This window comes from Streptomyces sp. NBC_00335 (assembly GCF_036127095.1).
GTDB lineage: Bacteria > Actinomycetota > Actinomycetes > Streptomycetales > Streptomycetaceae > Streptomyces.
This window is the reverse complement of the sequence record NZ_CP108006.1, coordinates 6,290,076-6,303,951: the sequence shown is the minus strand read 5'-3', so window position 1 is coordinate 6,303,951 and position 13,876 is coordinate 6,290,076. Positions and strand designations below refer to the sequence as shown.

The 13,876-nt window shown below is 73.0% G+C and carries 10 protein-coding genes; 4 read left to right on the top strand and 6 right to left on the bottom strand.

The genetic code is table 11. From position 1 onward, the window contains the following. Nucleotides 1–7 precede the first annotated feature (7 nt). From OHA37_RS28610 to rsmH, 3 genes are all read right to left on the bottom strand, one after another. Entirely contained in the window at nt 8–2,020 is a 2,013-nt protein-coding gene (locus OHA37_RS28610) for a peptidoglycan D,D-transpeptidase FtsI family protein (protein WP_266909434.1), read from the bottom strand. Nucleotides 2,021–2,371: 351 nt separating this feature from the next. Further along, on the bottom strand, nt 2,372–2,893 hold the full coding sequence (locus OHA37_RS28605) for a hypothetical protein (protein WP_266909433.1): 522 nt from the start codon (nt 2,891–2,893) through the stop codon (nt 2,372–2,374). Then, nucleotides 2,890–3,819, bottom strand: coding sequence for a 16S rRNA (cytosine(1402)-N(4))-methyltransferase RsmH (gene rsmH / locus OHA37_RS28600; protein WP_443046334.1), 930 nt, complete (start codon nt 3,817–3,819; stop codon nt 2,890–2,892). Before rsmH ends, OHA37_RS28605 begins: the two co-directional genes overlap by 4 nt. Nucleotides 3,820–4,160: 341 nt before the next feature. On the opposite strand from rsmH, the gene OHA37_RS28595 reads away from it, so the two are divergent. From OHA37_RS28595 to OHA37_RS28580, 4 genes are all read left to right on the top strand, one after another. Beyond that, complete coding sequence (locus tag OHA37_RS28595) at nt 4,161–4,712, top strand: beta-class carbonic anhydrase (RefSeq protein WP_266909431.1); 552 nt, start codon at nt 4,161–4,163, stop codon at nt 4,710–4,712. A gap of 175 nt (nt 4,713–4,887) precedes the next feature. Next, complete coding sequence (locus tag OHA37_RS28590; protein ID WP_266909430.1) at nt 4,888–5,898, top strand: AAA family ATPase; 1,011 nt, start codon at nt 4,888–4,890, stop codon at nt 5,896–5,898. Continuing rightward, nucleotides 5,898–7,319, top strand: a complete 1,422-nt coding sequence (locus tag OHA37_RS28585) for a DUF58 domain-containing protein (RefSeq protein ID WP_266909429.1) — start codon at nt 5,898–5,900, stop codon at nt 7,317–7,319. Before OHA37_RS28590 ends, OHA37_RS28585 begins: the two co-directional genes overlap by 1 nt. Then, entirely contained in the window at nt 7,316–9,739 is a 2,424-nt protein-coding gene (locus tag OHA37_RS28580; RefSeq protein ID WP_266909428.1) for a transglutaminase family protein, read from the top strand. Before OHA37_RS28585 ends, OHA37_RS28580 begins: the two co-directional genes overlap by 4 nt. 375 nt (nt 9,740–10,114) lie before the next feature. On the opposite strand, the gene OHA37_RS28575 is transcribed toward OHA37_RS28580, so the two are convergent. The 3 genes from OHA37_RS28575 to OHA37_RS28565 are packed head-to-tail and all read right to left on the bottom strand — an operon-like array spanning nt 10,115 to nt 13,856. After that, complete coding sequence (locus OHA37_RS28575; RefSeq protein WP_266909427.1) at nt 10,115–10,747, bottom strand: TetR/AcrR family transcriptional regulator; 633 nt, start codon at nt 10,745–10,747, stop codon at nt 10,115–10,117. A 36-nt stretch (nt 10,748–10,783) separates the two neighbouring features. Then, complete coding sequence (locus OHA37_RS28570) at nt 10,784–12,868, bottom strand: YhgE/Pip family protein (RefSeq protein ID WP_266909426.1); 2,085 nt, start codon at nt 12,866–12,868, stop codon at nt 10,784–10,786. Next, the gene (locus OHA37_RS28565; RefSeq protein ID WP_266909425.1) at nt 12,840–13,856 is read right to left on the bottom strand and encodes an ATP-binding cassette domain-containing protein; all 1,017 of its coding nucleotides are present in this window, start codon (nt 13,854–13,856) and stop codon (nt 12,840–12,842) included. Before OHA37_RS28565 ends, OHA37_RS28570 begins: the two co-directional genes overlap by 29 nt. Between the last annotated feature and the right edge of the window lie 20 nt (nt 13,857–13,876).

Sequence of the window (13,876 nt, the reverse complement as noted above, 5' to 3'; positions counted from 1 at the left end):
ACGGCGGTCACTGACCCGGCTGCGGGCTCGGCTGGGGGCCGGGCTGCGCGCCGGGTTCGTAGGTGACCGGGAGTCCGGCGGGGGCGGTTCCGGTGGGAGCGACCTGGAGGGTTTTGAGGGCGAACTCCATGACCTTCTTGTAGATGGGCCCGCAGATCTGGCCACCGAAGTAACTGCCCTTGGTGGGGTTCTGGATGGCGCAGTACACGGTGATGCGGGGGTTGTCCGCAGGTGCGAAGCCCGCGAACGAGGCGGTGTAGCCCTTGTAGCGGCCGGTGGCCGGATCCACCCGGTTGGAGGTGCCGGTCTTGCCGCCGACCCGGTAGCCGGGAATGCGGGCCTTGGTGCCGGTGCCCTCCTGGTCGTCGACCACCGACTCCAGCATTTCCGCGAGGGTCTTGGCGGTCTCCTTGCTGACCACCTGGTTCTTCGCGGGCGCCGGGGCCGGGGTGAAGCGGCCGTCGGGGCCCCTGGTGCCGCGCACCAGGGTCGGGGCGATGCGGACCCCGTCGTTGGCGATCGTGGAGTACACGGAGGCCGCCTGCATGGCGTTGAGGGACAGGCCCTGGCCGAAGGGGATCGTGTACTGCTGGGAAGTGGACCACTTCCCAGGCGGGGCGAGGATGCCGCGGGACTCGCCGGGGTAGTTCAGGCCGGTGGGCCGGCCGATGCCGAACTTGTCCAGGTACGAGAACAGGACCTTGTTGGACTCGGACTGCGTCGGACCGAGCTGGCCGGTGGCCAGGATCGTGCCGATGTTGGAGGACTTGGCCAGGACCCCGTTGAGGGTCAGGTACCAGGTCGGGTGGTCGATGTCGTCCTTGAAGAGCCGGTCGCCGCGGTGCAGCCGGTTGGGGACCTCGACGTGGGTGTCGGGCCTGGCCTTCTTCTCCTCCAGTACGGCGGCCATCGACATCACCTTGGCGGTGGAGCCGGGCTCGTACACGTCCTGGAGCGCTGCGTTGCCCATGGCGGCGGAGCTGGCCTTGGACAGGTCGTTGGGGTCGAAGCCGGGGGCGTTGGCCATGGCGAGGACCTCGCCGGTGCGGGTGTCCTGGACGATGACGTACCCGCGGTCGGCCTCCGACTTGGCGACCTGCTCGGTGATGGCGCTCTGCGCGGCCCACTGGATGTCGCGGTCGATGGTCAGTTCGATGTCCTCGCCGGGCACGGCGGGCTTCTCGCTGGACCCGGCGGTCGGCACGCGGCGGCCGCCCGACTGGGCGTACGTGAGCTCGCCGTCCTTGCCGGCCAGCTTCTTGTCGAGGGAGGACTCCAGGCCGCCGCCGCCCTTGCCCTCGGCGTTGACGTAACCCAGTATCCCGGCGGCGAGGTCGCCGTTCGGGTACACGCGCTTGCTGCTGTTCTCGTTGAACACCCCGGCCAGGACGTTGGCGCCGGGGCCGTTGTTCTTCTTGTCCGCGGTCGCCTTCTCGGCGAAGACCTTCTTGAGGTCCTTGATCTGGTTCCAGACCTGGGGGGTCTGGCGGCGGGCGAGGACGACGTAACGGGTGTTCTTCGTCTTCAGCCGCTGGGTGAGCTCCTTGGCGTCCTTGCCGAGGATCGGCGCGAGGAGGGCGGCCGCCTGCTCGGGGGCGTCGGGGGCCTTGCTCTCCTGCACGGTGAACATGTGCGGGTCCGCGGTGATGTCGTACGCGTCCACGCTGGTGGCCAGCGCGACGCCCTTGCGGTCGGTGATCTCCCCGCGCTCGGCGGCCAGGGTGTAGCTGGCGAAGCGGTTCTCCGAGGCCTTGGCGGAGTACGCGGACGCGTCGACGGCCTGCACCTGGAGCAGGCGTACGGCGAACGCCAGCATCACCAGCGTCAGCCCGACGCTGACCAGCCGCAGGCGGGGCTTGGGGGCGCCGAGCCGGATCGTGTGCGGTTTCCTCGCGGGGGCGGGGCGGCGGGGGGCGGGCCTTGCCCCGCCCGGCCGGGCCGTGGCCCGCGCCCGGTCCCCGGCGGGCCGGGGGCGCCCGGGCCCCGGCACCCGCCGGCGCGGCGGCTCCTGCGGGCTCATGCGGCGCTCCCGTGGGCGTGGACGTGGGCGTGCGCGAAGCCGGCCTGCGCCGGAGCCCCTGGGGCTCCGCCCCGGACCCCGCTCCTCAAACGCCGGAGGGGCTGGATCTCGGCCGGCCTCGGCCCACACGCGAACGCGGCGGGGCCGGTACATCCAGCCCCTCCGGCGCTTGAGGAACGGGGGTCCGGGAGCTGGCCCCCGGGAACGGCGCCGCACGCGGCAACGGGTCCGGGGCGGAGCTCCCGGGACACCCCCAGCCCGTCCGGCGCTTGAGGACCCGGTCCGGGCAGGCCCGGGGAACGGTGGAAGGGCGGGTAGGGGACCGGCCCCGCAGGGGTACGCGTCACGACGTCACCGTCCAGGGGTCTGGGAGGGCTGGGGGGCGCCGCCCGACGGCGCGGTGGAGGGGGCGGGAGCGGCCGCTCCCGAGGGAGCCGGGGAGGCCGGAGCCGGGGAGCCGGCCGGGCTCGGCACGGCTGCGGCCGGGGACGCCGAGAGGGGCGGCGCGGACGCCGGCGGCGAGGGGGGCGGCGGCTCGGCGGCCGGCGACGCGGTCCCGGCGACCTTGCCGTCGGGACCGATGAAGACCGGGCTGCCGCCGGGCACCAGCCCCAGCTCGTGCGCCCGCCGCTGCAACGCGTCGGGCGCCGAATAGCCGTCCACGTCCCGCTGCAGCGCCTGCTCCTCGTCCGTGAGCACGGTGGTCTCCTTCTTCAGCTTGCTCAGCTGGAAGGAGCCCTGGTTCAGCGCCGAGTTCAGCAGCAGCAGGCTGATCAGCCCGCCGCCGAGCAGCGCCACGACCAGCAGGACGAACGGGGTCCGCGCCGCCTGTCCGGCGACCGGTCCCCCCAGCACCCGCCCCAGGCGTTTCACAGCCGCGCCTCCCGGATGCGCTCCACCCCGCGGCAGCGGGCCGGCGCCGCACGCCGGTTCTCCGCGATCTCCTCCTCCGTGGGCAGCTCCGCACCGCGCGTCAGCAGCTTCAGCTTCGGCTGGTACTTCTCCGGTACGACCGGCAGCCCGGGCGGGGCCGTCGAGGTCGCGCCGGCGGCGAAGACCTGCTTGACGAGGCGGTCCTCCAGCGACTGGTAGGAGAGCACCACGATCCGGCCGCCGACCGCGATCCGGTCCACGGCCGCGGGGATGGCCTGCTCCAGCCCGGACAGCTCGCCGTTGACCTCGATGCGCAGCGCCTGGAAGGTGCGCTTGGCCGGGTTGCCTCCGGTCCGCTTCGCGGCCTGCGGCAGGGAGTCGCGGATCAGTTCGACGAGGCGGGCGCTGTTGGTGAAGGGGTTCTTGTCCCGCTCGCGCACCACCGCGGACACGATCCGCTTGGCCTGCTTCTCCTCGCCGTACTGGCGCAGGATCCGGACCAGCTCGCCGGGGGCGTAGGTGTTGAGGACCTCGGCCGCGCTGATGCCCGTCGTCTGGTCCATCCGCATGTCGAGCGGGGCGTCCTGGGCGTAGGCGAAGCCGCGGTCGGCCTCGTCCAGCTGCATGGAGGAGACTCCGAGGTCGAAGAGGATGCCCTGCACGGTGGGGATGCGCAGGCCGTCCAGTACCTCGGCGAGGTCGGCGTAGATGGCGTGGACGAGGGTGACCCGGTCGCCGAAGGGCGCCAGGCGCTCCCCGGAGAGGCGCAGGGCTTCCTTGTCGCGGTCGAGGCCGATCAGGTGGGCCTCGGGGAACCGGGTGAGCAGGGCCTCGCTGTGGCCGCCGAGGCCGAGGGTGCAGTCGACGACGACGGCCCCGGGCCTCTCCAGTGCCGGGGCCAACAGGTCCAGGCACCGCTGGAGCATCACCGGGACGTGTCGGGACTCGCTAGTCAAAGCGCCCTCTCAGATAACGGCGCGGCAGGCATACGCCGCGCCGCGCACGCGGAGTCTTACCAAAGGGCCGGGCGGCCGGTCAGGGCCGGGCTCCGGCCGGTTCGCGTCACTTTAGTGCAACGGTCGCCGCGGTCAACGAACCGCCCCGCGCGCCGTGCGCCCCGCTGCGACCGAAGCGGCAAATGCCGCGAATCACCCGGACGGCCGCGTGCGCCTCACCCCTGTGGGTTAGCTCACAACAGGACTTGGTGACCTTCTTTGTCCACCCTCACTCGATGCTCACACGCCCTGTGACCATTAACGTCGTATCCATGACGACTTCCGTACCCCTGCCTGCCGCCTCCGCACCCAAGGCTGCCGAGGAGCTCACCGTCACCGACCGCCTGGTCGACTCGAACCGCGCCTACGCCGCGAAGTTCGCCGACCCCGGCATGGACGCCCGTCCGGTCCTCCAGGTGGCCGTCGTGGCCTGTATGGACGCCCGCCTCGACCTGCACGCCGCCCTCGGCCTGGAGCTGGGCGACTGCCACACGATCCGCAACGCCGGCGGGGTGGTCACCGACGACACCATCCGCTCCCTCACCATCAGCCAGCGGGCGCTCGGCACCCGCACGGTGATACTCATCCACCACACCGGATGCGGTCTCGAAAGCCTGACCGAGGACTTCCGGCACGAGCTGGAGGACGAGGTCGGCCAGCGCCCCGCCTGGGCGGTGGAGGCCTTCCGTGACGTGGACCAGGACGTCCGCCAGTCCATGCAGCGGGTTCGCACGAACCCCTTCCTGCCCCACAAGGACGATGTGCGAGGCTTCGTCTTCGACGTGCACACCGGGCTCCTGCGGGAGATCGATCCCACCTCTTGAGTGACACCAGGGCCAAGGGCCGTCAAGAATGCGGGGAGACGTCGCCCGGAAACACTTCCGGGCCGGTGATCGCGTTTCGACGTTGTTTGATTGCTCGCGGTTTCTGAGGTGTTTCGGGGTGGGCCGGTCATGCGCCATGGGGCGCCGGCCCTGGGAAAGGGTCGAGGAGAACCAGGTGACCACGTATGACGACCGAGCGAGCCTCGCGGATCTGACCAGCACGGCGCAGCAGGTGCGGGAGTCGATCGAAAGCGTGATCGAGGGCAAGCCGGAAGTGGTTCGCCTCGCGCTGACCGTCCTGCTCGCCGAGGGCCACCTGCTGATCGAGGACGTTCCCGGCGTCGGCAAGACGATGCTGGCCAAGGCGCTCGCCAAGTCCATCGACTGCTCGGTCCAGCGGATCCAGTTCACTCCGGACCTGCTGCCCTCGGACATCACCGGCGTCAGCATCTACGACCAGCAGCGCCGGGAGTTCGAGTTCAAGCCGGGTGCGATCTTCGCCCAGATCGTCATCGGCGACGAGATCAACCGCGCCTCCCCCAAGACCCAGTCCGCGCTGCTGGAGTCGATGGAGGAGCGCCAGGTCACCATCGACGGCACCACCTACACGCTGCCGAGCCCCTTCATGGTGGTCGCCACCCAGAACCCGGTGGAGATGGAGGGCACCTACCCCCTCCCCGAGGCCCAGCGCGACCGCTTCATGGCCCGGGTTTCGGTGGGCTACCCCAGCCCCGAGGCCGAGCTCCGGATGCTCGACGTGCACGGCGGGCTCTCCCCGCTCGACGATCTGACGGCGGTCGCGCACGCCCACGACATCGGCAAGCTCATCGAAGCCGTCCGCGAGGTGTACGTGGCCGCGCCCGTCCGGCGCTACGTCGTCGACCTGGTCTCCGCCACCCGCAGCCACCCGGACCTGCGCCTGGGCGCCTCGCCCCGCGCCACCCTGCACCTGCTGCGGGCCGTGAAGGCCTCCGCCGCGCTGGCCGGCCGGGACTACGTCCTGCCCGACGACGTCCAGGCCCTGGCCGGACCGGTGCTCGCGCACCGGCTGCTGCCCACCGCGCAGGCCCAGCTGAGCCGGCGCACCGCCGAGCAGGTCGTCACCGACATCCTCCAGCGCACCCCCGTACCGGCCGCGCCCTCGCGCGGCGAGATCCCGCCCGGCGCGGGCATCCGGGGCTTCTGATGAGCGCCGGCGCCCCGCACGGCGCGGGCGGCGGCCGGGGTCCGCAGGATGGTGGCGGGCTGCGCGCGTCGCTGTCCGGGCTGACCACCCGCGGCCGGTCCTTCCTTGCCGCCGGGATCGCCGCCGGGCTGTGCGCGTACGTCCTCGGGCAGTCCGAGCTGCTCCGGGTCGGGCTACTGCTCGCCGTGCTGCCGCTGCTCTGCGTCCTGGCCCTGCACCGCACCCGCCACCGGGTCTCCGGCACCCGCCGGCTGACCCCGATGCGGGTGCCCGCCGGCTCCGAGGCCCGGGTGCAGCTGCGGCTCGACAACACCTCCCGGATGCCGACCGGGCTGCTGATGCTCCAGGACCGGGTGCCGTACGTACTGGGGCCCCGGCCGCGCTTCGTCCTGGACCGGGTGGAGCCGGGCGGCCGCCGCGAGGTCTCGTACCGGGTCCGCTCCGATCTGCGCGGCCGCTACCCGCTGGGCCCGCTCCAGCTGCGCCTCACCGACCCCTTCGGGCTGGTCGAGCTGACCCGCTCCTTCTCCGCCTACGACACCCTCACCGTCATCCCGCGCACCGAGGCACTGCCCCTGGTCCGCTTCACCGGCGAGTCCTCCGGCTACGGCGACGGCAGCCGCCGCTCGCTGGCCCTGGCGGGCGAGGACGACGTGATCCCGCGCGGCTACCGGCGCGGCGACGACCTGCGCCGCGTGCACTGGCGCTCCACGGCCCGCTACGGCGAGCTGATGGTGCGCCGCGAGGAGCAGCCGCAGCGCAGCCGGGCCACCGTCGTACTGGACACCCGGCGCCTCGCCTACGAGGGCGCCGGCCCCGACTCGGCCTTCGAATGGGCCGTCTCCGCCGCCGCGTCGACCCTCGTGCACCTGCTGGAGCAGGGCTTCTCGGTGCGACTGCTGACCGACACCGGGGACTGCGTGCCCCGCGAGGGCGGCGGCTTCACCTCCGGCGGGCAGGAGTCCGCGGAGGCGGCGGGGCTGCTGATGGACACCCTCGCGGTGATCGGCCACTCCGACGGCGCGGGCCTTTCGCGGGCCTGCGACGCGGTACGGAGCAACGGCGCCGGCAGCGGCCTCGGCGGAGCGGGCGGGGACGGGCTCCTCATCGCCTTCTTCGGAGACCTGGACGACGTACAGACGGGACTGGCGGCCAAGATGTGCCGCCGCGGAGGCGGCGCCGTGGCCTTCGTACTGGACTCCGCGGACTGGTCCGGGCGTCCGCAGGGGCTGGCTTCGGTGCTGTCAGTGATGTCGGGGGGAGTGCCTCCGCTGGAGGAGCGCCTGGGCGGGCTGCGCGACGCGGGCTGGACGGCTCTGGCCGCCCCGCCCGGTGTGGCCTTCGGGGAGCTGTGGCGACAGGCGGGCAACGCGCCGATCGGCACGGCGGGCGGTTCGGGTTCGGCGGGGGGCTGGGGATGAGCGGGCGGGCGAGACTGACGGTCTTCGCGGCTCTGGCGACGCTGTTCACCGCCTGGTCGCTGAACCCGCTGGTGGAATCGGGCGGCTGGCTGCCGCAGGCGGCGCTGCTGCTGGCGCTGCAGAGCGCGGTGGGCGCGGGTGCGCGGCGGGTGCCGCTGGCCCGGACGCTGACCGTGGCGGCGCAGGTGTTCGTATCGCTGCTGGCGCTGATGCTGCTGTTCGGCGGGAAGGGCCAGTCCGCCGCCGGCGACGGGCTGCTGGGCTATCTCGTGACGGACTTCGGCGCGCTGCTGCGCCAGGGCGTGCAGGACGTGAACGAGTTCTCGATGCCGGCGCCGCTGACGGACGGGATCCGGCTGCTGCTGGTGTCCGGGGTGCTGCTGATCGGGCTACTGGTGGACCTGCTGGCGGTGACCGTACGCACGGCCGCCGCGGCCGGGCTGCCGCTGCTCGCGCTGTACTCGGTGGCGGCGGGCCTGTCGGGCGCGGCCACCGGCTCCGGCGCCTCCTGGGTCTCCTTCCTGCTGGCCGGTACCGGCTACCTCCTGCTGCTGCTCTCCGAGGGCCGCGACCGGCTCGCGCAGTGGGGGCGGGTCTTCGGCTCGGCCCCGCGCAGCAAGGTGGCGGCCGGTTACTCGGGCGGCGGACAGGCGCTCGCCCCGGTCCGCACCGGGCGCCGGATCGGCGCGGTCGCGCTGGGTCTGGCGCTGGCGGTGCCGGCGGTGCTGCCCTCGCTGGGCAGCGGAGTGCTGGGCCCGGGCGGCGGCGCGGGCGAGGGCGAGGGCAACGGCCTCGGCCCCTCGATCCAGGCGGTCAACCCGCTGGTCTCCCTGCAGAGCAGTCTGAACACCCAGGACAACCGGGTGGTGCTGCGGTACCGCACGGACAGCCCGCAGCTCAGCGAGCAGTACCTGCGGATCCTGGCGCTGGACGAGTTCAACGGCATCAAGTGGGAGGCCTCGGGGCGGGCCCTGACGGACGTCCCGAAGCGGATGCCGAACCCGCCCGGGGTGAGCGAGCGCGTGCTGGACGGCGCGACCGAGGTGCAGACCTTCATCTCCTCGGCGCAGACGTACGCGCAGCGCTACCTGCCGATGCCGTATCCGGCGACGGGCGTGGACATCGCCGGGAAGTGGCGCTTCGAGCCCGCCGGGCGGACGCTCGTCGGGGACCAGCTGGGCAAGGACAAGTTCCAGAACGCCCAGGGCGTGCAGTACTCGGTGCGCAGCCTGCTGCTGAATCCGACGGCCGAGCAGCTGCGCAGGGCGCCGGCGGCGAACCCCGAGATCGCGACCGAGTACACGAAAGTGCCGGACAACCTGCCGGAGATCGTCGTCAAGACGGCCCGCGAGGTGACGCGCGGCACGAAGGACGACTACTCGGCGGCGGTCAAGCTCCAGGACTACTTCGCGGTGAGCGGCGGGTTCCGCTACGACACGAAGGTGTCCTCGGGTACGGGTTCTCAGGCCATCGCCAAGTTCCTCGCCGACAAGGAGGGCTTCTGCGTCCACTTCGCCTTCTCGATGGCCTCGATGGCGCGCACCCTCGGCATCCCGGCGCGGGTCGCGGTCGGGTTCACGCCCGGGGTGAAGCAGTCCGACGGCGTCGTCAACGTCTCGATGCGGGACGCGCACGCCTGGCCGGAGCTGTACTTCGAGGGCGTGGGCTGGACCCGCTTCGAGCCGACGCCCCGGTCGGGCATCACGGTGCCGGACTACAGCCGGCCCGCCACCCCGGACACCGGGCCGAGCGCTCCGACGGTGGCCCCGTCCACGAGTGCGGCGCAGCCTTCGGCCGGGCCCTCGACGGCGGACGACTGCCCCGCGGACCAGAAGAAGCTGGGCGAGTGCGGTCCGGCCGCGGCGCAGCGGAACACGGGCGCGGGGGCCGACGGCTCCTCGGCGGGCACGGTCCTGGCCTGGACGGCCGCCTGCATCCTGCTGCTCGCCCTGCCGCTCCTGCCGGTCCTGTGGCGCGGACGGCTGCGGGCGCGGCGGCTCGGCTCGGGACAGGTCCTGGCCGCCTGGCGGGAGCTGGGCGACGCGGCGTGGGATGTCGGGATCGTCCCGGACGGGGCGCTGTCGCCCCGGGGGGCTGCGGACCGGGTGGTGTCCCTGGGCCGGCTGGACGCGGAGGCGGCCGATGCCGTACGCCGGGTCGCGGGTGCGGTGGAGCGGGAACTGTACGCACCGCCGGGCGCGGAGCCCCCTTACGGGGAGCTGGCCAAGGACGTGGGGCTGGCCCGGTCGGGGCTCCTCGCGGTGCTCTCCCGTACGGCCCGGCTGCGGGCGCTGTTCCTCCCCCGGTCGGCGGCTCGCGTGCGCTGGGCCGCCTCGGCCCGGTGGGCGGCGCTGACCGACCGCGCGGCCTCGGCCGCGGCCCGGCTGCGCACCCGGATCCCGCTGCGCGGGCGCGGCTGACGGCGGGTGGCGGCGGCCCTGCGGGGCTGTCCCCTACCCGCCCCGCGCAGCGGTACACCCGCAGCCGGGGTCGGGCTTCGTACCCGGGACGGGAAAAGGCCGAGGCCGGGGCTCGATCCCCCCGAGCCCCGGCCTCGGCCGTGTTCCCACCCCGTCGGCCAGAGAGACCCGGTCCGCACCTGCCGCCCCGTGTCGGCGGTGCGAGCCGGGTCCCTGTCCGTGACCCCCAGTCTGGCCTGCCGGCAAGCCGCGCCCATCCGCGCAGATACTCATTTCCGCGCCTAGGTACGGATACTCACCCGCCCCACCAGTTCTACGCGGCCCCACCACCCCCGCGGCACCGCCGATCGGGGGTCACCCACCGGTGGAACCGGACTAGCGGTTCCCGCTCACCCGGCCCCGCAGCAGCAGCGACAGCGCCGAGTGCACGTCGTCCAGCGACCGCTCGCTCTGAAAGGACTGCCAGTCCAGAGCCGCCACCAGGACCATCCCCACCATCGCCGCGGCCGTCAGCGGCACGTCGATCTCCGCGCTGAGCTCACCGCGCTCCACGCCCTCGCGGAGCACCGTCTCGACGACGGCGACGGCCTCGCGCCGGACGACCATCAGGGTGGACTGCCAGGTCCGGTTGGTGCGCCACAGCTCGGCGACGTAGAGCTGGGTGAAGGCGGGGTACCGGTCGATGAAGACCAGTCCGGCCCGGATCATCTCGTCGAGTGCCTCGACCCGGGTCCCGCCCCTGGCCTCGGTCGTTTCCGCCGCCGTCCGCAGGGACTCGGTCAGGAGTCCGACGCCGTGCCGCAGCAGCTCCTCGAAGAGGTCGTTCTTGCTGGCGAAGTTGTAGTAGACGGTGCCCTTCGCCACCCCCGCCCGCTCGGCGATCTCGTCGACCGTGGTCGCGGAGAAACCCTGCTCCGCTATGAGGGTGACGGCCGCTTCGTAGAGCTTCTGCCGTGTGGCCTGGCGGCGGCCGCCGCCCCCGGCCGTACCGGTGCTGCTGCTTTCCATGGCGCTGATTCTCACAGGTCAACCTGTCCCATCGGGCTACAGGCTCAGTTCCGGGTGCAGCCGGTCCATCGTCCACACCTGCTTGCCGCGGGCGGCGAGGGCGGTGAGGGCGAGGGCACCGACCGTGAAGGCGGTGAGGACCGCGCAGCCCTGCCAGACCGGGGCGAGGTCGCCGCCGGTGATGAGCCGGCGCAGGCTCTCGACCACGTACGACATCGGCAGGTAGGGGTGGATGGCGTTGAAGAAGCCGGGGCTGGTCTGGACGGGGTAGGTGCCGCCCGCCGAGGTCAGCTGGAGCATCAGGACGGCCAGGACCAGGATCCGGCCGGCCGCGCCGAACTTGGCGTTGAGCCACTGGACGATCGCGGCGAAGCAGGCGGTGACCAGCATCAGGAAGGCCACGGTGAGCGCCGGCCGGGCCATCTGCAGGCCGAGTCCCCAGTGCAGTACGGACATCAGTGCGCCCACCTGCGCGGCGCCGATCCCGACCACGGGCAGCCAGCCCGCGAGGGCGATCCGCCAGGGCGAGGCTCCGGCGGCGAGGGCCCGCCGGTTCAGGGGGGCGATCAGCATGTAGGCGACCATCGCGCCGACCCAGAGGGAGAGCGGGATGAAGTACGGGGCGAAGCCGGTGCCGTAGTTGGGCGCCTTGTGCAGGGACTGGTTGGCGAGCCGTACCGGGTCGGCCATGACCTCGGTGCGGGCGTCGCGCTGCTGCTGGTCGTAGGCCGGGATCTTGCCCGCGCCGTCGTGCAGGCCGCCGGCGAGTTCGCCGTTGCCGTCGACGAGCTTGACCAGGCCTCCGTCGAGGTCGTGCGCGCCGGCGCCGAGCTTGCCGACGCCCGCGCCGAGTGCGCCGGAGCCCTCGGTGGCGGAGCCGATGCCGGTGTGCAGCCGGACCATGCCGTCGGAGACCTTGTGGGCGCCGTCGTTGAGGGCGTTCACCTGGGTGACCGCCGCTTCCAGGTCCGCGGAGAGCCCGGGGGCCCTCGTGACGAGGAGGCGGGCTTCGCGCTCCAGGTCGGCGAGCTGCTTGTGGAGGGTGGCGAGGTCGCCGTTCGCGTTCTTGATGAGGGTGTCGACGTCACCGGCGAGTTCGGCGGCCTCGGCGGCGTCGTCCTTGAGCTTCTTCAGCTGCGGGCAGGTGTCGGGGAGCGGCTGGGCGCCGGTGGTGCAGGTCTTCGCGTAGACGTCGGCGGCGCCGGTGGAGACGCGCTGGGTGACGGTGGCGGCCGCCGGGGCCGCCTTGGCGAAGGCTTCGAGGTGCTTGCTGACGACCTGGGCGGTGTCGGCGACGAGTTCGGCGCTGTCCGCGAGGCTCTTGGGGTCCTTGAGGAAGGGGCGGGCCTTGTCGGCGGCGCCGCCGACCTTTTCGGCGAGCGTCTGGGTGCCGGCCGCGACGCCCTTCGCGCCCGTTTCCAGCTGTCCTGCGGCCTCGTTCAGCTTCTTCAGTCCGCCGGTCAGCTCGCCGTTCTTCTCCTTCGCCGTGTCCAGGCCGTCGGCGAGGTCCTTGGCGCCCTTCTGCGCCTTGCCCGCCCCGTCCGTGAGCTTGTCGGCTCCGTCGGCGGCCTCGGCGGTCTTGCCGTGGAGGTCGGAGAAGTTCACGAAGATCTTGTCGAGGAAGCCGCGGGAGGCGTTGGTGGACGCCGCCGAGCGGACCTCGGAGAAGACGGTGCGCGAGATCGAGCCGACGATGTAGTTGTTCGCGTCGTTGGTGCGGACCTGGAGGGCTCCGGTGGCGGGGTCCTCACCGGAGCTGGAGGCGATCTTCGCGCTGAAGTCGGCGGGCATGGTGAGGGAGAGGTAGTACGTGCCGTTCTCCAGCCCCTCGGCCGCCTCCTCGGCGCTCACCTCGCGCCAGTCGAAGGTCTTGCTGTCGTGCAGCTTGCGGGTGATCTCGCCGCCGGCGTCGATCTGCTTGCCGTCGACGGTGGCGCCCCGGTCGGAGTTGACGAGGGCGACCGGCACCTTGTCGAGGCGGCTGTACGGGTCCCAGAAGGACCAGAGGTAGAGGGCTCCGTAGAGCAGCGGCAGCAGGAGCAGTGCGACGAGGGCGGCCCGGGGCAGCTTCCCCCGCCCGAACCGCTTCAGCTCAAGCGCGGCCAGCTTCGGCGAGCGCATCGTCGTCCCCCTTCGTGTCGTGCGGGTCGTGGGCGGCGTCCGCGGTGTCGGCGGCGGCGCCGGTGTCGGCGGTACCCTCGGCTGCGTCGGCCGAGTCGGGGTCGGCCGACTCGGAATCGGCCGGGTCGGAATCGGCCGGGTCGGAATCGGAATCGGAGTCCTGCGGGCCGGTGGCCCGGACGCCCCAGGTGACCTTGGAGTCCGTGGGCCGGGGCACGGCGGCGGATACCGCGGCCGGGTCGGCACAGGGCTCCGCGGCCGGCTCGGCAGCCGTGGCCTCGGCGGGTTCCGCCGCCGGGCCGGTGCGCAGGACCGTCGCGTCGGCCGGGGCCTCGCTGCACACCGCGAGGACGGTGGTCCCGCGGGCGGTGAGGGAGCGCAGCAGGTCCCAGGCCTCGGCGCGCTCGGCGTCCGAGAGCTTGAGGTCCAGGTCGTCCAGGGCCAGCAGGCGCGGCGAGCCGAGCAGCGCGATGGCCACCGACAGCCGTACGGATTCCAGTCGTTCCAGGTCCCGTACGGAGGTGCGCGGACCCTTCGGCAGGGCCTCCACGTCCAGTCCGGCGGCGGCCAGCGCGGCGTCGATCCGGGCCGCGGTGGAGGCGCGGCGCTCCTCGCGCGGGCGGAGCAGGGCCCGGACGGGGCCGTCGTAGCGGCGCTGGAGGAGGGCTCCCTCGCGCAGTTGCTCGGCGACGGTGAGGGCCTGGTCGAGGTCGTTGACCCCGGGTACCGGGCCGAGGGCGGTGATGCGGCGGACCGCGGCCATCTTCTTCGGCAGCCGGTGGCGGCCGATCTCGGCGTGGCCTTCGGTGGGCTTCATGCGGCCGGTGAGGGCGAGGAGCAGGCAGGTCCGCCCGCTGCCGGAGGGGCCTTCGACCGCGATGAGCGAGCCGGGCGCCGCGTCGATCCCGACGCCCCGGAACACCCAGCCGCGCGGGCCCTTGACTCCGAAGTCCTCGGCTTTGACGGCCGCGCCGTGCGGGCTGTCCACGCCTTCCCCCCTCTTTTGAA